We start from the raw sequence: 18,933 nt of genomic DNA, 5'->3' as shown, positions 1-18,933 counted from the left end.
TGGGCTTAGTGAGCATAGCTTCATAAGCGGTTATTTTTTATTTATTTTTTGCAAATCGGAGGAGGCTCCTCTGATACCTATCCTTTTACGCCACCAGCAGTTAAACCACCGACTAACCAACGTTGTGCTAATAAGAATACAAGCGTGATTGGAATAGCAGACAAGATGGCTGCTGCGGCAAAGTCGCCCCAGAGGTAGTTTTGCGGATGTAAATACTGTTGCATACCTACTGCAAGCGTGTAGTTATCAACATCTCGTAACAATAAGGATGCAACCGGAACTTCGATAATGCTTGAGATAAAGGAGAGAATAAATACAACTGCTAAAATCGGTACGGAAAGCGGTAGTAAAATTAAGCGGAAAGTTTGCCACGGGCTTGCTCCGTCGAGGGCTGCGGCTTCTTCAAGCGATTTATCAATAGTTTCAAAATAACCTTTGATTGTCCAAACGTGCATTGCGATACCGCCTAAGTAAGCAAAGATTACTCCGCCGTGCGTATTTAAACCTAAGAACGGAATGTAATCGCTTAGACGATCAAATAAGGCATATAACGCGACTAATGAAAGTACCGCCGGAAACATTTGGAAAATTAACATTGATTTCAGCAACAAACTTTTACCGGCAAAACGCAAACGGGCAAAAGCATACGCAGCAGTGGTTGAAAGTGCGAGGGTAATTAGAGCGGTAATACCCGCGACTTTGACGGAATTCCATAGCCAAAGTAAAACAGGGAATGGCGGTGGGGTTATACTTCCGTCCGCATGAGTAACGCTAATGCCTAAGGCGAGTTTCCAGTGTTCAAGTGAAATTTCACTTGGAATCAATTCACCAATTGCTAAGTTTCCGGGGCGCAATGAAATCCCGATAATCATCAGCATCGGGAATAAGATAATCGCACAAAAACAGATTAGAAAAAGATGCGTAGAAAATAAACGCAATTTCATTGATTTAGGTTGAACAATAGCCATAGTTAATATCCTCGTTGCTCCTTCTCTGTATGTAGAAGGAGCAATTTCAATTAATCTTGTGATAATTTCGTCATTCTGATTTGGAATAATGCTAATCCGCTTACTAGCAAGAAGATGATGACCGCAATTGCGGCAGCCAAACCAAAGTCTTGTGTACCACTACCTTCAAAGGCAATACGATAAGTGTAACTGACCAGTAAATCGGTATGACCAGCCGGTGTTGTTGTGCCTACCATATTTGGGCCACCGTTGGTCAATAATTGGATTAATACAAAGTTATTAAAGTTAAAGGCGAAGCTGGCAATCATTAACGGCATAAGCGGTTTAATTAACAATGGCATGGTAATTTTCGTGAAATTTTGCCATACACTTGCGCCATCAATCGCAGAAGCTTCATATAAATCGTGTGGAATCGCTTTTAGCAAGCCCATGCAAACAATCATCATATACGGATAACCTAACCAAGTATTCACAATCAGTAACATTGCCTTAGCTAAGAACGGATCATTAAACCATTCCGGACGGATACCGAATAATTGGTTCAGAATAAGATTGATTTCACCGAAACTTTGGTTAAATAACCCTTTAAAAACTAAGATTGAAATAAAGCCCGGTACGGCATAAGGTAAAATGAGTAACAGACGATAAATCGCTTTACCTTGTAGGGCTTCCCATTGCACAAGGGAGGCAAAAATCATGCCAAGTAAGGTTGTGAAAATAACCGTTAACAGTGCGAATACAACAGTCCAAATAAAGATTTTAATAAAGGGTTCTTGAACACCGTCATCGGTTAAGATTTTGATAAAATTGTGCCAACCGGTTGTAACGGTATAGCCCGGTTCCAATCTACTATCTAGAAAATTATTTTGCGCATCTATTTTTTGGAAGAAACCAATTTCATCATTAGCTTTATAGCGTTCTTGAGTTTCATTATTCGTTAAGATTTCATGGTTTTCATCGTAGGTATAACGAGCTTTTTGTTCTGCAAATTGGCGTAAAGAACTCATAGTGAGTTTTTGCTCAGTCGGAAGAATAAGTTTCACAGACTGTAAGTTTTGGCGATTTTGTGTAATGGCTTTTAATGGAGCAACATTACCAGCCGGAAATTGTTCTACTTCATTTACTGTGATTTCCGAAGCTAAGTCGTTTAATACAAGCGGGTCGGAAAGATAATTTTTTTGCGATTCTTTACTGGTTAAAGCAATTTGATATTGGTTGTTATTCGCTTCAATAAGTTTGAAATCTAAGCGTTCTCCAGCGGCATACGTTTGGCTTTGTAAGTTTCTGAGCACTTGTTCGAAACTTAGTTGGTTCGAACCGCTATAATTGGTAAATGCGATGACAACGGTACAAATGAGCGGGAAGAGTACAAAGATCCCCATTGCCGCTACACCCGGGTAAACATATCGCCAGTGATAAGTTGATTTGTTAGAGAAAATATAAATACCGGCGGTAACTACTACGAGTACAAGTAATGCAAATAAGATTTCGCCTTGTAAATAAATAGTAAAAACAAGATAAAAAGAGAGTAGGTAAAGTAACCCAATAAATAGGCGTTTTGCCCAAGATTGAGAAGGGGTAACGGTTTTTAGTGCTTGCATAGAATTTCCCCTAAGAATGGAGCAAAATGGGATGAGGTTAAACTCATCCTCTTTGTGAAAAACGATAAATATAATGGTGGGTCTTAAGACCCACCTATGGGATGAGAGAATGTTTATTCTTTCTCAATTTTTGCTTGAGCTTCATCAAGTGCGGCTTTTACGGATTGACGACCAGTAGTTGCATTACCAATAGCTGCTTTTTCCGAATACCAGAAACGGCTCATTTGCGGAATATTCGGCATAATTTCACCATTTTCCGCGTTTGCCATGGTTGCGGCAATGCGAGGATCTTTCGCTAGTTTTTCTTGGAAAGATTTAAGCGCTACAGCACCTAAAGGAACATCTTTATTTACTGTATCTAAACCGGAATCGGTTAATAAGTGATTTTCAAGGAATTCTTTCGCTAAGTCTTTATTTGGGCTTGAAGCGTTGATACCGGCACTTAATACGCCAACAAACGGTTTTGATGCTTTACCGTTTAAAGTTGGAAGAACGGCTACACCGTAATTAATTTTACTTTTCTCAATATTTGCCCAAGACCAAGGACCATTAATGGTTAATGCGGTATTACCTTTATTAAAGGCGGCTTCTGCAACTGCATAGTCCATATCTGCACTGATTACTTTGTTTTTTACGAGGTTAACAACATATTGTAAACCTTTTTGTGCGCCTTCATTGTTTACACCGATATCTTTCACATCATAGCCATTTGGCGTAACTTTAAATGCGTAAGCACCTTGAGATGAGATAACCGGCCAAGTGAAGTACGGTTCTTGTAAGTTCCACATGATCGCACTTTTGCCTTTGGCTTTTAATTCTTTATCCAGTTTCTCAACTTCTTCCCATGTTTTTGGCGGTGTTGCTACTAAATCTTTGTTATAAATAAGAGAGATAGCTTCTACAGCAATAGGATAAGCAATTTGTTTACCATTATATTTAGTCGCCTCCCAACCAATATCTGAGAGTTTCGCTTTAAAATCTGAACTTGGTTGAATTTCTGCTAATAAACCGGTTTGAGCATAACCACCAAAACGGTCATGTGCATAAATAATAATATCAGGGCCATCACCGGTTGATGCGACTTGTGGGAATAATTCTTCGAGTTTACTTGGGTGTTCTACAATGACTTTAACACCTGTTTCAGCTTCAAATTTTTTACCCACTTCAGCTAAACCGTTATAACCTTTATCTGCGTTAATCCAAACATTTAATTGTCCTTCGACAATTTTGGCATTCACACCTTGAGCAATACATAATCCTGCTAATACAGCTAAAGCGGTTTTAGTTAATTTTTTCATAGGATTTCCCTCAGTTGGTTTCAAATAATTAATAGACTAATTAGAGATTAGCCATTTTCGTAATGCATAATGAGAAAATTTATCTTTTATTTCATCATCCCCCCTCCTACTCCCTCCCTTTCAATTTATTGATATAGTTCACAGAATTCTTAATGTTTTCTATTTTTGTGATTTCGGTCACAAATTTTGTTATTTTTTTTGTGATCAATGTCACAAAAAATAACGGAAAAAAGCGAATAAAAACATTGAGTTAAGAACTGAAAAAATTTCAGAGGTATGATGTGCAAATTAAATAAATAAGTAAACTAAGTACAAGGTTAGAGTAGGATTGTGAATAAAACTTCATAATTCTTAAATAAGAAAGTGAGGGTAAAAAATGACAGATGTTCGATTAGTAAATGTATGCAAATCGTATGGCAATGTACATATTTCTAAAGATGTTAATTTAGAAATTAAAGACGGCGAATTTGTTGTTTTTGTTGGCCCGTCAGGCTGTGGCAAATCAACCGTATTACGTATGATTGCCGGCTTGGAAGAAATTACCTCCGGTGATTTATTCATCGGGGATAAACGAATGAATGATGTACCGCCGGCGAATCGAAATATCGGTATGGTATTCCAATCTTATGCCCTCTATCCCCATCTTTCTGTTGCAGAAAATATGTCGTTCGGTTTGAAATTGGCTGGTGCTAAAAAAGAAGAAATCAATCAGCGAGTCAACCAAGTTGCAGAAATTCTACAACTCGCTCATTTACTAAATCGCAAGCCGAAAGAATTGTCGGGCGGTCAACGTCAGCGTGTTGCAATTGGGCGTACCTTAGTCTCACAGCCCGAAGTATTTTTATTGGATGAACCGCTTTCAAATTTAGATGCGGCATTACGTGTGCAAATGCGTGTAGAGATCTCAAAATTACATAAAAAACTTGGCAGAACAATGATTTATGTAACGCATGACCAAATCGAAGCAATGACGCTCGCTGATAAAATTGTTGTTTTACAAGCGCTTTCTGCAGGCAGCAATCTTACAACGAACGTTGCTCAAGTGGGTAAGCCATTAGAGCTTTATCACTATCCGGCAAATCGTTTTGTGGCAGGTTTTATCGGGTCACCTAAGATGAATTTCTTGCCGGTGCGAGTGATTGATGTGCGTGAAGGTGGGGTGAAAATTGAATTACCGGATTCAACCCATTTAAATTTCTGGGTACCGGTTGAAAGTGGTGGCGTAAAAGTAGGAGATAACCTTTCATTAGGTATTCGTCCTGAACATTTATTACCGTGTGAACAAAGCGAAGTTTGTATTTCCGGCACGGTAAAAGTAGTAGAACAATTGGGTAACGAAACGCAAGTTCATATTGAAATGCCACCGATTAAACAGAGTTTGGTCTATCGCCAAAATGACATTGTATTAGTGAAAGAAGGTGATTCAATGTCGATTGGTATTAATCCGAATCGTTGTCATCTTTTCCGAGAAGATGGCACGGCATGTAAACGTTTATTTGTCGAGCAAGGCGTATAAATGTTCTTAAGGGTTTCCCTTAAATTTTAATAATGAAAAAAAACTGTCTGAAAAGAGAAAGGAGTTTCCTATGAACCTCAATAAAACGATGTTAGCAACTTTAGTTTCAAGTGCTTTACTTTCAACCAGTGCATTAGCGGTTGATTTCCACGGTTATGCACGTTCCGGTATCGGCTGGACTTCGGGTGGTGGCGAGCAATCGGCATTTACTGTGAATGGTGGCGGTTCAAAATACCGTTTAGGTAATGAAGCAGAAACTTATGCGGAATTAAAATTAGGTCAAGAGCTTTATAAAAATGGTGAGAAATCGATTTATTTAGACTCTAACGTTGCTTATTCGGTGAACCAACAAGTGGACTGGGAAGCAACTAATCCGGCACTTCGTGAAATTAACGTACAGTTCAAGAACTTCGCTGACAGCTTACCGGGCGCTACTTTATGGGCTGGTAAACGTTTCTACCAACGTCACGATGTACATATGAATGACTTCTACTACTGGGATATTTCAGGCCCGGGTGCAGGGGTTGAAAATATTGATGTCGGTTTCGGTAAACTCTCTTTAGCGGTAACTCGTAATACTGAAAAAGATGGTGCATATAGCTGGAACTATAATCCTATTACTAAAAAATGGGAAAGCAGCCAAGATAAAAATAAAGACGTTTATAACGATGTATTCGATGTTCGTTTAGCCGGTCTTGAAACGAATAAAGACGGTTCATTAGAAATCGGTTTTGACTTTGGTAATGCGCATACTAAAGATGGTGCAATCTATGAAAAAGATGCAACCAAACATGGTTATATGGCAACTATTGAGCACACTCAAGGTAACTTCTTCGGTGGTTTTAATAAATTTACCGCACAGTATGCCAAAGATGCGATGACATCATGGAGTACCGGTCATTCACAAGGCGGTTCTGCGAATAATAAAGGCGATATGCTTCGTTTAATTAACCAAGGTGTTGTACAAGCAAGCGATAAAGTAGAAGTAATGTATGCGTTAATCTACGAAAAAACAGACTTAGATAATAAACGAGGTAAGACTTGGTACTCTGCGGGTGTTCGCCCAATGTATAAATGGAGCGATACAATGAGTACCTTATTAGAAGTGGGTTATGACCGTATTAAAGATCAAGCAAGCGGTCAGAAAAATGATCTGATGAAATACACTATTGCGCAACAATGGCAAGCGGGTAGTAGCATTTGGGCTCGCCCTGCAATCCGTGTATTCGGCACTTACGCACACTGGAATGACAAATTTAACACGGCACATCGTACAGACGCTGGTTATAAAGCGAAAGACGGCGAGTTTATCGGCGGTGTTCAATTTGAAGCATGGTGGTAATTGAGCCATTTGGGGCGTATGTATTACGCCCCTTTATACGATGTAAAAGATAATTTTTTAGAGAGGCATTTATGAAAACCAAAATTGCAGCATTTTTATCAAGTGTTTTATTTGCATCGGTTGCTATGGCAGCGACACCGTCAAAAACAGAACTAAGTCGTTTTGGTTGGCAAGATGTGACTTTCTCACAAAAGATTGTTAATGAACTTTCAGAAAAACAAATCCGTACATTTAGCCAAACGCTGGCAGGCACAAATAGTGCGGTAATCGGTTATAAAATTCCGGCAAATCAAGGTACACTCAAGATCAAAGTGAGTAGTTTGGTGGTGGATAATGACCATATTTTTGTACCGAATATCTTAGTTCTGGATGCGAATTTTAATGAGTCGCTAACATACCCCGCTTCGCAATTTAAAGTTGTGGAAGAACGAGGCTTTGAAGGCGGGCAAATTCAAGCGGAATTAAGTTTAACGCCGGCAACCGGACAAGATTTTATTTATTTACTGATCTACACCACTGAAAAAGATCTCGCAGGACAAACGACATTTACTCATCCAGTGAAATTATATGAAAAAGCAAAAGGTAACCAACCGCCTGCAATTGCGGATTTACTGGTAAAGCACACTAATTCAGGACAAATTCAAATTAATGTAGATGGTATTCAGAGTACTCAATTTGTCGGTTTAGGTAATGTGGCTAATGGCGGGGCATTATTTGAAGCAAAACCGACAGCTTCTCAACCAGTTGGAATGGAAGCGAAAGCGGTTAAAAATACACAAAAAAATGCAAAATTGAAATCTGTAGAGAAAACTACGGAACAATATTTTAATGAAGCAGTTATGACGGCGCTTAAAAATAACGATATCAATAAAGCGATGAATTTAGTGAATGAAGCAGAACAATTGGGACTTACTGCACCTCGTCAGATTTTCTTAAAACAAGTTTCCTCCAAAAAATAGATGTTTTTTTCATTTTATCTTTTGCCATTGAGGGTGTCCTTGCTCTCAGTGGCTTTTTTATATCCGCTATCCAGAGAACCGGAAAATTGTTAGAATCTATTTATATTATGTAGTGGAGGCAAGATGCAACAAACGTTTTCAAGATTAATTCCGACAAAATTGATTTCCAGTAAAGCTAATCGTTCTACTAAAGATAATGAAACGATTGAGCGAACATCTTTATTAAATGAATTAAATAAAGCGGAATTTTATCCGATGACACTTGTGATTGCACCGGCAGGATATGGTAAAACGACATTGGTTTGTCAATGGAAAGAAAAACAACTGACAAAGAATCAGCGTATCGGCTGGTATTCACTTGATGAAAGTGATAATAAAGCAGAGCAATTCTCCGCTTATTTTACTGCTGCACTTTCTCATGCGACTGATTTGTCTTTTGCCGGTATCACTTATCAAAATAATCTAGTTGATTATTTTTCCCAATTACTTATTCAACTTTCTCAGGTACGTAGCCATTTCTACCTAGTGATAGATGATTATCATCATATTGAAAATAGCGAAATTCACGATGCACTTCGTTTTTGGTTAAAGCATCAGCCGCAGACAATGAGCTTGATTGTCTTATCACGTTTAACCCCTCCGTTAAGTATTACCAATTTACGAATTCATGAACAACTATTAGAAATTGATGTGCATCAGCTGGCATTCACGCCGACCGAAACTCGTCAATTTTTAGCGTTAAAATTTAATGAACCACTTACAGATGATGAGGTATTTTCGCTTTGTGATCGGGTTGAAGGCTGGGCAACGGCATTGCAATTAGTCAGTTTTGCAGTGAAGCAAAATCCTGAATTATTGCGTTCTCCGGAAAAATTATTTGCCAAGCTTAATCAACAACATATTGCCGATTATCTGAATGAAGAAGTATTCCATTACGTTGAGCCGGAAATTAAGTTATTTATGCAACGCTGTGCGATTTTACGTTCGATGAATGAAAAATTGATACTCGCTTTAACCAAAGATGAAAACGGTGTGAAAAAGCTCGATGAATTAGAAAAAATAGGGCTTTTTATTCAACGGATATTGCATGACGATGGTGAAATTTGGTGGAAATTTCATCCGATTTTAGCATCTTATCTTGCGCAAAGTTGTCGTTTAGAACTGCCTTGTGAATGGCAAGAGCTACATAAAATTGCAGCGATGATGTGGCTGAAATTAGGCTATGGATCCGAGGCGCTTTATCATGCGCAGATGTTGGAAGATTCTCAAACGCTTTATACCATTTTACAAGAACATGGTTGGTCTTTATTTCATCAAGGTCAGCTTAAGTTATTGGAAGACTGTTTGGCATTACTTTCAGCGCAGCAACTTTGGCAAGACTCAAACTTAGTGCTGTTAAAAGCGTGGCTTGCACAGAGCCAGCACCGCCATCAAGAAGTATCGGGTATTTTGCAAAAATTTCAGCCAAATCAACCGCTTGTTGCTGATTTACAAGCACGTTTTGATGCACTAAAAGCACAGGTAGCAATTAATGAAGGTAATGATGAGCAGGCCTATAATTTAGCAAAACAGGCGCTTGTTCATCTGTCGTCTGATTTCGGTTATGCGCAAATTGTTGCAAATTCCATTATTGGAGAAGCACAACATTGTCGAGGCTATCTGAAAGAAGGCTTAGTTCAAATGCAGAAAGTGGAGAAAATGGCATTAGAGCAAAGGGCCTATCATCAATGGTTATGGTCGAAGCTGCAACAAGCGGAAATTTTATCGGCACAGGGCTTTTGGCAGTCTGCCTATGATTTGCTAAAAGATACCACTTTACAAGCGCAGCATTTACACCAAATTCCGATGCATGAATTTCTATTGCGTTTAAAAGGACAAATCTTGTGGGAATGGCATCATTTAGATCAAGCGGAAGCGATGGCGAATGCCGGTATTGAAGTCTTAGAAAAAGAGGGCGAGCAAGCGCATTGTTTGGCATTGTTGGCAAAGGTTTCGCTGACTAAAGGCGATTTAAATAATGCCGGACGTTTGATAGAACAATGTCGCAATTTAATTATTGCTCAGGCGGTGCATTGGGATTGGCGTTCAACTTTTGACGAAGTACAAATGCTGTATTGGCAAATCAGTGATGATAAGTCGCATTTAGAAAGCTGGTTGACGCAAGTTAGTTTTCCGGAACAAGACAATAATCACTTTTTACAACGTCAATGGCGTAATATCGCTCGTTGTTATTTGCTACAAGATAACTTTGAACAAGCGTTGAATATTTTGAATAGTCTGTTACAAACTTCTGCAACCTTTAATTTAATCAGCGATACGCAACGAGCGCTGATTTTGCGTAACCGAGTGTTTTATCGCCAAGGTAGAATGGATCTTGCACAAAAAGATTTGATTCGAGCGTTAAATCTAACCCAACAAACCAATTTTATCAGTGCTTTTGTGATTGAAGGTGATTTGATGGCGCAGCAAATCCGTCAGTTGTTACAAATCAATGTGTTGGATGAACTTTCGACCCACAAAGCGCAGTTTATTTTGCGGAGTATTAACCAGCACAATCGCCATAAATTTGCGCATTTTGATGAAGAATTTGTCGCTAACTTGTTGAGGAATCCACAAGTACCGGAGTTACTTAAAATTAGCCCGCTTACCGCGAGAGAATGGCAGGTGCTCGGTTTAATTTATTCAGGTTACAGTAACGAACAAATTTCACAGGAATTGGTGGTAGCGATAACTACGATTAAAACGCATATTCGTAATCTATATCAAAAAATCGGTGTGGCGAATCGTAGTGAAGCGATTGAATATACTCGTAGTTTATTAAGAATGATGGGGTATAGTTAATTTTCTTCTAAACGAAGAAAAATCGACCCTCGCCCACAAGGGGCGAGGGTTACTTTTTTCGTTATCTTTTCCAAATTCTTGTTTGGTAATCACGAATTGAACGGTCTGAGCTAAAAGTGCCAAGACGAGCGGTATTCAGAATCGTTGATTTTAACCAAGCGGTCTGATTTTGGTAACGTTTTGCAACTTCTTGTTGTGCTTCACGGTAGCTGGCAAAATCGGCCAATACGCAGAAATAGTCTTTGTTTAGCAAATCATAAACCAATGGTTCGAAGATTTCTTGATTACCGCCGGCAAATGAGCCGTCCGCTAATGCATCAATCGCTTTACGTAATACTTCATCTTGTTCGTAGTATTCACGAGAAACATAACCTTTTTCTCGTAATTCACGTACGGATTCTACCGTATGACCGAAAATCACGACATTTTCCTCGCCGGCAAATTCGGCAATTTCCACATTCGCACCGTCAAGCGTACCTAAGGTAATTGCACCGTTTAGGGCTAATTTCATATTACCGGTACCGGAGGCTTCTTTACCTGCAAGGGAAATTTGTTCGGAAACATCTGCCGCCGGAATGATTTTTTCCGCTAAACTTACGCTGTAGTTCGGTAAAAACGCCACTTGTAATTTACCTTGCATTTCCGGATCGTTATTGATGACGTGCGCCACATTATTAATCGCTTGAATAATTTGCTTCGCCATAAAATAACCCGGTGCGGCTTTACCGGCAAAAATAAAGACGCGCGGCACGAATGGCATATCCGGATTGGCTTTCAGCTCTTGATAAGTAGCAATAATATTCAATAAATTGAGGTGTTGACGTTTATATTCATGGAAACGTTTAATTTGTACGTCAAAGATCGCATTTTGATTCACTTGAATACCCAGTGTTTCCTCAATTACTTGTGCCAGCGCCTGTTTATTTTGTTGCTTAATCTCTGCGTAAGCGGTCTGAAATGCTGAATTTTCTGCAAGCGGTTCAATTTGGCGTAACAGCTCTAAATTTTGTGTCCAGTCGCCTTCAATATGTTGATCGAGTAATGCGCTTAATAACGGGTTAGCTTGACGGATCCAACGGCGTGGGGTGATACCGTTCGTCACATTGTGGAATCTGCCGTTAAATAATTTGGCATAAGCAGGGAATAAATCGCTAATCACTAAATCCGAGTGAATTTGTGCCACACCGTTAACCGCAAATGAACCGACCACGCAAAGGTTAGCCATACGCACACGATTATTGGCGATGATTGCCGTTTCGTCCCATACGTTGGCTAATTCATCTTCTGTAAAGCAAGCTTTGACTTGTTGGTAAAGCTCAAGATTAATGCGTTCAATGATGATCAAATGACGAGGCAATAATTTAGCAACAAGGTTTTGATCCCATTGTTCTAGCGCTTCCGGTAACAGGGTGTGGTTGGTATAAGCGAATACTTTTGAACAGATTGACCACGCTTTTTCCCAGCTGTAACCGTATTGGTCGAGTAATAAGCGCATTAATTCAGGAATCGCGATTGCGGGGTGGGTGTCATTTAATTGGATCACTTCAAATTCCGCTAATTGGTCGAGAGTTCTGCCTTTAGCTAAGTGATTTTTGATAATATCCGCTACCGAACAAGCACAATGGAAATATTGTTGCATTAAGCGTAATTCTTTACCGTTTTGATGGTTATCGTTCGGGTAAAGCACTTTGGTAATTTTTGACGCATCAATTACCATTGATTCCGAATCTAAATAATCGCCGTCATTGAATTTGGCTAAATCAAAAGCGGTTTCACTATAGCCTTGCCATAAGCGTAACGGTTGTTGTACGCCTTTATAACCGACTACCGGTAAATCAAACGCTTCACCGTAAATTGTCCATGCCGGTTGCCATTCGTATTTATCGCCGGCAATATGACGAACTTCACCGGCAAAGCCGACTGGTTGGCGGAAATCCGCACGATGTGACTGTAAAGGGAAGAAATCACGTCCCCACGCATCGCCTTCTTCATGTTGTCTGCCCGCCCAATCAAAGCTTTGTTTGAATAAGCCGTATTGATAATGTAAACCGTAGCCTACTGCTGGTTGAGCAAGGCTTGCCATTGAGTCTAAATAGCAGGCGGCTAAGCGTCCTAAACCGCCGTTACCGAAAGCAGGATCAGTTTCTTGTTCTAAAATATCGACCAATGTTTTGCCGTATTTCGCCACTTCATCTACCACATATTGATATACGCCGAGATTCTGTAAGTTATTACCGAGTAAGCGCCCGACTAAGAATTCCATTGAAAGGTAATTGACTTTGCGAGTATCAACAAGCGGTGCGTTTTTCGGGAAAAATTGCAAAGCGGCTTGGTGCGCGACTTGTGCCACCAGCTGATACCATTGTTGATCGGATAATTGAGTTGGATTTAAAGAACGTTCTTCGCAGTAAGCTTGTAAACTGCGTTCAAACAATGCTGAAAATTGTGCCGTGAGCGCCATACATTTTCTCCAGAATGAAAGTAAGAAATTTTTCGCTATTATCAAAAAGCCACTGAATAAAAAAATCCTCCCCGCTAAAATTAGTCAGGGAGGATTTAGTAGTAGGACTAGCTTGAGTGCTGTTCTGTCGCATTTTTATCTTGTGATTTTGTTGCTTTCGGTTCTTTTTCCGGATCGAATTTCACCACCGGCACGCAGCCACGGCAAGCACCTTGGTTTACACCGAGTTCTTCACAAAATTTGTCGTATTTGGCAAGTGCTTTTTTAAACCACCCTTTTGGCTCGTCTGACATATTTCACCTCATTGAATTTACAAAAGATCGGTTAAATTTGACCGCTTATTTATTCATCATTAGTCACGGAAGTTGTTAAATTGGAACGGCTGACCAAGTTCCGCTCCTTTTACCAATTGGATCGCCGCTTGTAAATCGTCACGAGATTTACCGGTTACGCGTACTTGCTCGCCCTGAATTTGAGTTTGCACTTTAATTTTTGAATCTTTGATCAGTTTAGTGATCTTCTTCGCCATTTCGGTTTCGATACCCTGTTTGAGCTTAACTTCTTTTGAGTAAAGTTTACCGTGATGTTCCGCTTCGCTCGGAATATCTAACGAACTGTGTTCGATTCCGCGTTTTACGCAAGAACCGATTAAAATTTCGATTAATTGCTCTAATTGGAAATCGGATTCGCTGGTTAATTTAATACTTTCGTTTTTTTCGTTAAGCTCAATAACCGCTTCAACGCCGCGGAAGTCATAACGTGTGCTTAATACACGGTTGGCATTTTCCACCGCATTACGCACTTCGTGCATGGTAATTTCAGAAACAATATCAAAAGACGGCATTTTTTATTCCTCATTATTGAAACTACGGCAACTATTATCATCATTCGCCGTAGTCGGATTAGACATAAAGATTTTTCGCATTAAGTAAAACGCATAATGCGCTTAAGTCACCGAAGTTTATCACAAATTTCGCTTGTTCTTGAACTTTTGGTTTAGCGTGTAGCGCAACACCGAGTGCAGCGGTTTTGATCATCGGTAAATCGTTTGCCCCGTCACCAATTGCAACCCATTGAGTTTGTGGAATATGAAATTGTTCGCCCAATTTGGTTAAAGTTTGCGCTTTATATTGTGCATCCACCACTTTACCCAGCACCACACCGGTTAATTCGCCGTCAATAATTTCCAATTGATTGGAAACCGCATAATCCAATTGATATTTTTCTTTTAAATAGTCGGCGAAATAATCAAAACCACCCGAAGCAATCGCCAATTTCCAATCGTGTGCTTTTAATTCGACGACCATTTGCTCAAAACCGTCCATTAGCGGTAGCTTTTCTCGTACGGTTTGCAAAATGCTTTCCGGTGCATTTTCCAAAGTACCGACCCGTTTACGTAAACTTTGTTCGAAATCCAACTCGCCTCGCATCGCCCGAGCGGTAATCGCCGAAACAATTTCACCGGCGCCGGCAAGTTTGGCAATTTCATCAATACACTCGATTTTAATCGCAGTGGAGTCCATATCCATCACTAATAAGCCTGCTTCCGTAAGATTGGGTACAATTGCCAAATCCGCCACATCCGCTGCTATTTGGCTTGCCGCTTCTCGTAAATCGCAAGCGGTTAAATTTGTCTCGAAAAATGCAATGTCATAACTTAAATAGACCGCTTGTTTTAGTAATATCGAATCGGTGTCCGCCACAAATTGAGAGATTTGCTGTTCTGTCAGACGTTTAGCGAAGATAAAAATCGTGTTTGGCATAATATTCTCTTTTTAATAGACTTTTTCGAGTGCTGCATAGATAATGTATTTTCGAATTATCTATTATCAATTAGGTATTAGCAATTAATCTATGTATTTAACTCGTGAAAAATTAATGAAAATCGGCTTACTTGCCGGTATCAGCGTGTTATGCGTAATGATTGTGAGTGTGATTTTAAGCGGTATCAATCAGTTTAAATTAGGTTCGCAATTGGCGAGCGTGAACCAAGTTTCCAATCTTTCGCATTTATTGGTGCGGCAGCAAGCGAACCTATTTTCTATGATGTTGGTTCGTAACGTGAAAAGCGAAGACTTGGTAGAGGCGTTGGATGCCTTTTCAAAAGAAGATTTTGTGATTGATGCTAATTTATATTCGCCTTCCGGAACTTTGATTGCACAAAGCCGGAATGCGTTAGAATTTAAATCGCTGATTCAGCAAGATGAGGAACCGGTTACTCAACAAATTGTCGAGCCGATTTTTTCTCAGCAAGATTTGGTCGGTTTTTTACGCGTGACTTTTGATGCGCAGTACGGACAAACGACGAAAAGTAAAGTAGAGCGCATTTTTCATCAATTATACGGGCAGTTAATTATTTTAGTGTTAGCCGGCGGCTTGCTTGCCAGCAGTTACCACTATTTCTTTCGCCGTAAGAGTGCCATCATTCATACTCCGGTAAAACTACCGCTAATTTCGCCTAAAACGCAAACCCGGCGTTTTCATTCGAAACGACGAGTGTTTCGGCACAAGTAATCATTGGGAAGTGATTGTAATTTAGGCTGATGAGAGTATAATAAGTCCCGTTTTTTTATTTATATCCAAACCCTAATTAAAGAGGAATCAATGGCTAAAGAAGATTGCATTGAGATGCAAGGTACAATTTTAGAAACCTTACCAAATACAATGTTTCGTGTGGAATTAGAGAACGGTCACGTTGTTACCGCACATATTTCAGGTAAAATGCGCAAAAACTATATTCGTATTTTAACCGGTGATAAAGTAACGGTAGAAATGACGCCATACGATTTAAGCAAAGCGCGTATTATTTTCCGTGCTCGTTAATTAAAGGCTTAAAACAAAAAACGGAAGTTGAGAAATCAGCTTCCGTTTTTTGTTTTAGCGGGTTTGGCTTGAGGTCGCTTTATTTTTACCTTATGTCACATTTATTTCCACATCAAACACCGGTGTTCTCCGTGTATTCCGTGGTAAATTAATAAAGACTATTTTTCAATAATCGCTTCCGCACAAGCAAAAGCGGACGACCACGCCCATTGGAAATTATAGCCGCCGAGCCAGCCGGTCACATCTAGCACTTCACCGATAAAATAAAGCCCTTCTGTGTGTTTCGCTTGCATCGTTTTTGACGAAATAAAATCGGTATCCACACCACCCATTGTAACCTCGGCGGTACGATAGCCTTCCGTTCCGTTGGGTAAAAATTGCCAATGGTGAATCAATTGATCTAACTGGTTTAATTCCGCTTTGCTTAACTGAGCCATCACATTATCTTTGAAATCACCTTGTTCCAACCAAAGCTCGACTAATTTTTTCGGTAAATAACGAGTTAGTACGGTTTTTAACTGTAATTTCGGAGAAGATTGACGCAATTCGCTTAAGATTATCGAAATATCATCGGAAGGTAACAAATCAATTTCTACCGTTTCACCCAAGTCCCAATAATTAGAAATTTGCAAAATTGCCGGGCCGGATAAACCTCGATGAGTAAATAGCATTTGATTGCTAAAACTTTGCTGCCTGCAAGTGGCACGAATCGGTAACGCAATGCCGGAAAGTGTAGCAAAATGTTTGTCCGAGTCTTTCCAAGTAAAAGGAACAAGGCTTGCTCGTGGCGGAATGACCGGAATATTGAATTGTTCGGCAATTTTATAACCGAACGGGCTTGCGCCTAACGCCGGCATAGACAAACCGCCGGTAGCAATGACTAAATGCTCGGTTTCAAAGGTTTCACTAGCGGTCTGAATTTGGAAATTATTTGCAAATTTTTCGACAGAAATGACCGCTTGTCGTAAAAAGATTTTCACCTTGCCTTTATCGCATTCCGCTTGCAGTAAATCGACAATTTGTTGCGAGCTTTCGTCACAGAATAGTTGCCCTAATTCTTTTTCGTGATAGCTAATCCCGTATTGCGCCACTAAGGCGATAAAGTCCCAGTTGGTATAACGAGCCAGCGCCGATTTTACAAAGTGTTTATTTTGGCTAAGGTAATGGTTTGCCGTAACTTCTAAGTTGGTAAAGTTACAAAAACCGCCGCCGGACATTAAAATCTTACGTCCGATTTTTTTTCCGGAATCCAGTACCGCAACACTTTTGCCCGCTTGTCCGAGTTGGGCGGCACAAAATAAGCCGGCGGCACCGGCTCCGATAATGACGACATCAAAATGTTGCATTAGAAATTTAAGACCTTATCCGCTTCCATCGTCCAGTCTGCAAGCTCAATCAGGGTTCCGACTTCTACACCGTCCGCAAGCGGCAACTCAGTCATACCTCGCGCATTAATACAGGTTTTGCAAAGTTTAACTGTGGCACCTTGTGCGGTGAGAATTTCCAACATTTGTTGCAGATTATAGCCTTCGGACGGATTCTGTTTTCTTAAACCTGCGGTAACCGAATCGGACATTAAGAATAGCTTAAGTTGCGCTTTATGCTGTTCTTGGATTTGTAATGCTAAGCGTAAACCGCTAAAGAAAGATTCGTTGCCGTACGGGGCGGAATTGAAGATAAAAAGAAGTTTTTGCATAGTATTTTCCTTTAAAATACGGAATACATTGATAAAACAAGCGGTCTGATTTTGTATGTTTTTAACAAAATCCGTGTTTTTAACGTATTCCGTGGTTAAGTGAGATTAGCCAACCCAAACGAATTTGGCGATAAATAGTAACGATACTACCGCAACGGACGGATTGATTTCTTTCCAACGACCGGTACAGGCTTTCATCACGCAATATGAAATAAAGCCGAATGCGATACCTTCGGTAATGGAATAAGTAAACGGCATCATTGCGGTAGTGATAAACGCAGGGGTCGCTTCGGTTAAGTCGTCCCATTTCACTTCAATTAAACTTGAAGCCATTAAAATCCCTACAAAAACCAACGCACCGGCGGTTGCATAAGCCGGAACTACCCCTGCAAGCGGTGAGAAGAAAATGGTTAATAAGAATAAGATACCTACGGTAACAGCGGTTAAACCGGTACGACCGCCGACCGATACGCCTGAGCCGCTCTCAATATAAGTACTGATTGCCGAAGTACCCATAAATGAACCGGCCATTGCAGCGGTACTGTCCACTAATAAGGCTTGTTTCATACGTGGGAAGCGACCTTGTTTATCGGCAAAACCGGCTTTGGTGGTTACCGCAATTAATGTACCTGACGAGTCGAATAAGTTTACTAACATAAAGGAGAAAATAATACCGAGTAAACCGACATCTAATGCGCCGGCAATATCTACTTGGCCGACTACCGCATCTAAACTCGGCGGCATAGACATGACGCCGTTAAAACTTACCGCCGGATCAAAAATGAGTGCTAAAGTTGTGATAACGGCAATAGAAATTAATACGCCGGAGTGAAAGCCTTTAGAAGCAAGTACTACGATAATAAAGAAGCCTAAGATGCCCATTAACACTTTCGGATCGTGCAGATCACCCAAAGCGACTAACGTAGCTGGATTTGCGACTACTAATCCCATATTTTTAAAGCCGATAAGGGCGATAAATAAGCCGATACCCGCACCGATACCGACACGTAAACCGAGCGGAATCGCTGACATAAACCAATAACGAATTTGGAAAACGGTTAATAAGAATAAGCCGACCGAGCCTAAGAAAATAGCACCCATACCCACTTGCCATGAGTAACCTAATTTTTGTACCACCACAAAGGCGAAAAACGCATTTAAGCCCATTGCCGGTGCGAGTGCGATAGGAAGATTACTGAATAAGCCCATTGCAATCGTACCGAATGCCGCAATTAAACAGGTGGTGACGAAAACCACTTGAGTATCCATTCCCGCTACACCGAGAATAGACGGATTGACGAATACGATATAAACCATGGTGAAGAAAGTAGTAATCCCCGCCACGATTTCCGTTTTGGCATTAGAGCCTTTTTCGGATAATTGGAACAAACGTTCTAACATAAAAACCTCAGGTAAAAGAAAGAAACT

Annotated in this window: 16 protein-coding genes; 6 read left to right on the top strand and 10 right to left on the bottom strand. The window is 40.2% G+C overall.

Going from position 1 to position 18,933, the window contains the following annotated elements:
* Nucleotides 1-77: 77 nt before the first annotated feature.
* The 3 genes from malG to malE form a co-directional block, all read right to left on the bottom strand.
* Nucleotides 78-968, bottom strand: coding sequence for a maltose ABC transporter permease MalG (gene malG / locus NYR63_RS06520; RefSeq protein WP_005598221.1), 891 nt, complete (start codon nt 966-968; stop codon nt 78-80).
* Between the two features lie 50 nt (nt 969-1,018).
* Complete coding sequence (gene malF / locus NYR63_RS06515; protein WP_005601770.1) at nt 1,019-2,569, bottom strand: maltose ABC transporter permease MalF; 1,551 nt, start codon at nt 2,567-2,569, stop codon at nt 1,019-1,021.
* A gap of 113 nt (nt 2,570-2,682) precedes the next feature.
* Nucleotides 2,683-3,867 (bottom strand): maltose/maltodextrin ABC transporter substrate-binding protein MalE, encoded by a 1,185-nt coding sequence (gene malE, locus NYR63_RS06510; RefSeq protein ID WP_115587377.1) that lies wholly within the window; start codon nt 3,865-3,867, stop codon nt 2,683-2,685.
* A 376-nt stretch (nt 3,868-4,243) separates the two neighbouring features.
* Here malE and malK point away from each other — a divergent pair, with 376 nt between their 5' ends.
* From malK to malT, 4 genes are all read left to right on the top strand, one after another.
* Entirely contained in the window at nt 4,244-5,383 is a 1,140-nt protein-coding gene (gene malK, locus NYR63_RS06505) for a maltose/maltodextrin ABC transporter ATP-binding protein MalK (RefSeq protein WP_005601766.1), read from the top strand.
* Between the two features lie 70 nt (nt 5,384-5,453).
* Entirely contained in the window at nt 5,454-6,725 is a 1,272-nt protein-coding gene (locus NYR63_RS06500; protein ID WP_279456809.1) for a maltoporin, read from the top strand.
* A 71-nt stretch (nt 6,726-6,796) separates the two neighbouring features.
* Entirely contained in the window at nt 6,797-7,684 is an 888-nt protein-coding gene (gene malM, locus NYR63_RS06495; RefSeq protein ID WP_279456808.1) for a maltose operon protein MalM, read from the top strand.
* A 123-nt stretch (nt 7,685-7,807) separates the two neighbouring features.
* On the top strand, nt 7,808-10,525 hold the full coding sequence (gene malT, locus NYR63_RS06490) for an HTH-type transcriptional regulator MalT (RefSeq protein WP_279456806.1): 2,718 nt from the start codon (nt 7,808-7,810) through the stop codon (nt 10,523-10,525).
* A 61-nt stretch (nt 10,526-10,586) separates the two neighbouring features.
* Here the strand turns inward: malT and glgP are convergent, their stop codons facing one another.
* From glgP to serB, 4 genes are all read right to left on the bottom strand, one after another.
* Nucleotides 10,587-12,986 carry a glycogen/starch/alpha-glucan family phosphorylase gene (gene glgP / locus NYR63_RS06485; RefSeq protein ID WP_279456805.1) on the bottom strand — a complete coding sequence of 800 codons (2,400 nt, stop codon included), beginning with the start codon at nt 12,984-12,986 and terminating at the stop codon, nt 10,587-10,589.
* Between the two features lie 107 nt (nt 12,987-13,093).
* Complete coding sequence (locus tag NYR63_RS06480; RefSeq protein WP_279456804.1) at nt 13,094-13,279, bottom strand: DUF5363 domain-containing protein; 186 nt, start codon at nt 13,277-13,279, stop codon at nt 13,094-13,096.
* 59 nt (nt 13,280-13,338) lie between these two features.
* On the bottom strand, nt 13,339-13,830 hold the full coding sequence (locus NYR63_RS06475; protein WP_115590638.1) for a YajQ family cyclic di-GMP-binding protein: 492 nt from the start codon (nt 13,828-13,830) through the stop codon (nt 13,339-13,341).
* A 58-nt stretch (nt 13,831-13,888) separates the two neighbouring features.
* On the bottom strand, nt 13,889-14,749 hold the full coding sequence (gene serB, locus NYR63_RS06470; RefSeq protein ID WP_279456803.1) for a phosphoserine phosphatase SerB: 861 nt from the start codon (nt 14,747-14,749) through the stop codon (nt 13,889-13,891).
* Nucleotides 14,750-14,840: 91 nt separating this feature from the next.
* On the opposite strand from serB, the gene NYR63_RS06465 reads away from it, so the two are divergent.
* Together NYR63_RS06465 and infA are read left to right on the top strand one after the other, a co-directional pair.
* Complete coding sequence (locus NYR63_RS06465; RefSeq protein ID WP_279456802.1) at nt 14,841-15,500, top strand: YtjB family periplasmic protein; 660 nt, start codon at nt 14,841-14,843, stop codon at nt 15,498-15,500.
* Between the two features lie 90 nt (nt 15,501-15,590).
* Nucleotides 15,591-15,809, top strand: coding sequence for a translation initiation factor IF-1 (infA, locus tag NYR63_RS06460; protein ID WP_005598198.1), 219 nt, complete (start codon nt 15,591-15,593; stop codon nt 15,807-15,809).
* Between the two features lie 158 nt (nt 15,810-15,967).
* Here the strand turns inward: infA and NYR63_RS06455 are convergent, their stop codons facing one another.
* The 3 genes from NYR63_RS06455 to NYR63_RS06445 form a co-directional block, all read right to left on the bottom strand.
* On the bottom strand, nt 15,968-17,155 hold the full coding sequence (locus tag NYR63_RS06455) for an NAD(P)/FAD-dependent oxidoreductase (protein ID WP_279456801.1): 1,188 nt from the start codon (nt 17,153-17,155) through the stop codon (nt 15,968-15,970).
* On the bottom strand, nt 17,155-17,505 hold the full coding sequence (locus NYR63_RS06450) for a DsrE/DsrF/TusD sulfur relay family protein (protein ID WP_279456800.1): 351 nt from the start codon (nt 17,503-17,505) through the stop codon (nt 17,155-17,157). The genes NYR63_RS06455 and NYR63_RS06450 overlap by 1 nt, the downstream gene beginning before the upstream one ends.
* Before the next feature lie 105 nt (nt 17,506-17,610).
* Nucleotides 17,611-18,906 carry an NCS2 family permease gene (locus NYR63_RS06445; protein WP_279456798.1) on the bottom strand — a complete coding sequence of 432 codons (1,296 nt, stop codon included), beginning with the start codon at nt 18,904-18,906 and terminating at the stop codon, nt 17,611-17,613.
* Nucleotides 18,907-18,933: the final 27 nt, after the last annotated feature.

It is taken from the genome of Actinobacillus genomosp. 1 (assembly GCF_029774175.1).
In the GTDB taxonomy this organism is placed as follows: domain Bacteria; phylum Pseudomonadota; class Gammaproteobacteria; order Enterobacterales; family Pasteurellaceae; genus Actinobacillus.
Note: the sequence above shows the minus strand (reverse complement) of the source record. Positions and strands in the feature narration are given on the sequence as shown.

Coding starts and splice junctions, on each gene's coding strand:
- malG (WP_005598221.1), bottom strand. CDS start 968: ATGGCTATTGTTCAACCTAAATCAATGAAATTGCGTTTATTTTCTACG.
- malF (WP_005601770.1), bottom strand. CDS start 2,569: ATGCAAGCACTAAAAACCGTTACCCCTTCTCAATCTTGGGCAAAACGC.
- malE (WP_115587377.1), bottom strand. CDS start 3,867: ATGAAAAAATTAACTAAAACCGCTTTAGCTGTATTAGCAGGATTATGT.
- malK (WP_005601766.1), top strand. CDS start 4,244: ATGACAGATGTTCGATTAGTAAATGTATGCAAATCGTATGGCAATGTA.
- NYR63_RS06500 (WP_279456809.1), top strand. CDS start 5,454: ATGAACCTCAATAAAACGATGTTAGCAACTTTAGTTTCAAGTGCTTTA.
- malM (WP_279456808.1), top strand. CDS start 6,797: ATGAAAACCAAAATTGCAGCATTTTTATCAAGTGTTTTATTTGCATCG.
- malT (WP_279456806.1), top strand. CDS start 7,808: ATGCAACAAACGTTTTCAAGATTAATTCCGACAAAATTGATTTCCAGT.
- glgP (WP_279456805.1), bottom strand. CDS start 12,986: ATGGCGCTCACGGCACAATTTTCAGCATTGTTTGAACGCAGTTTACAA.
- NYR63_RS06480 (WP_279456804.1), bottom strand. CDS start 13,279: ATGTCAGACGAGCCAAAAGGGTGGTTTAAAAAAGCACTTGCCAAATAC.
- NYR63_RS06475 (WP_115590638.1), bottom strand. CDS start 13,830: ATGCCGTCTTTTGATATTGTTTCTGAAATTACCATGCACGAAGTGCGT.
- serB (WP_279456803.1), bottom strand. CDS start 14,749: ATGCCAAACACGATTTTTATCTTCGCTAAACGTCTGACAGAACAGCAA.
- NYR63_RS06465 (WP_279456802.1), top strand. CDS start 14,841: ATGTATTTAACTCGTGAAAAATTAATGAAAATCGGCTTACTTGCCGGT.
- infA (WP_005598198.1), top strand. CDS start 15,591: ATGGCTAAAGAAGATTGCATTGAGATGCAAGGTACAATTTTAGAAACC.
- NYR63_RS06455 (WP_279456801.1), bottom strand. CDS start 17,155: ATGCAACATTTTGATGTCGTCATTATCGGAGCCGGTGCCGCCGGCTTA.
- NYR63_RS06450 (WP_279456800.1), bottom strand. CDS start 17,505: ATGCAAAAACTTCTTTTTATCTTCAATTCCGCCCCGTACGGCAACGAA.
- NYR63_RS06445 (WP_279456798.1), bottom strand. CDS start 18,906: ATGTTAGAACGTTTGTTCCAATTATCCGAAAAAGGCTCTAATGCCAAA.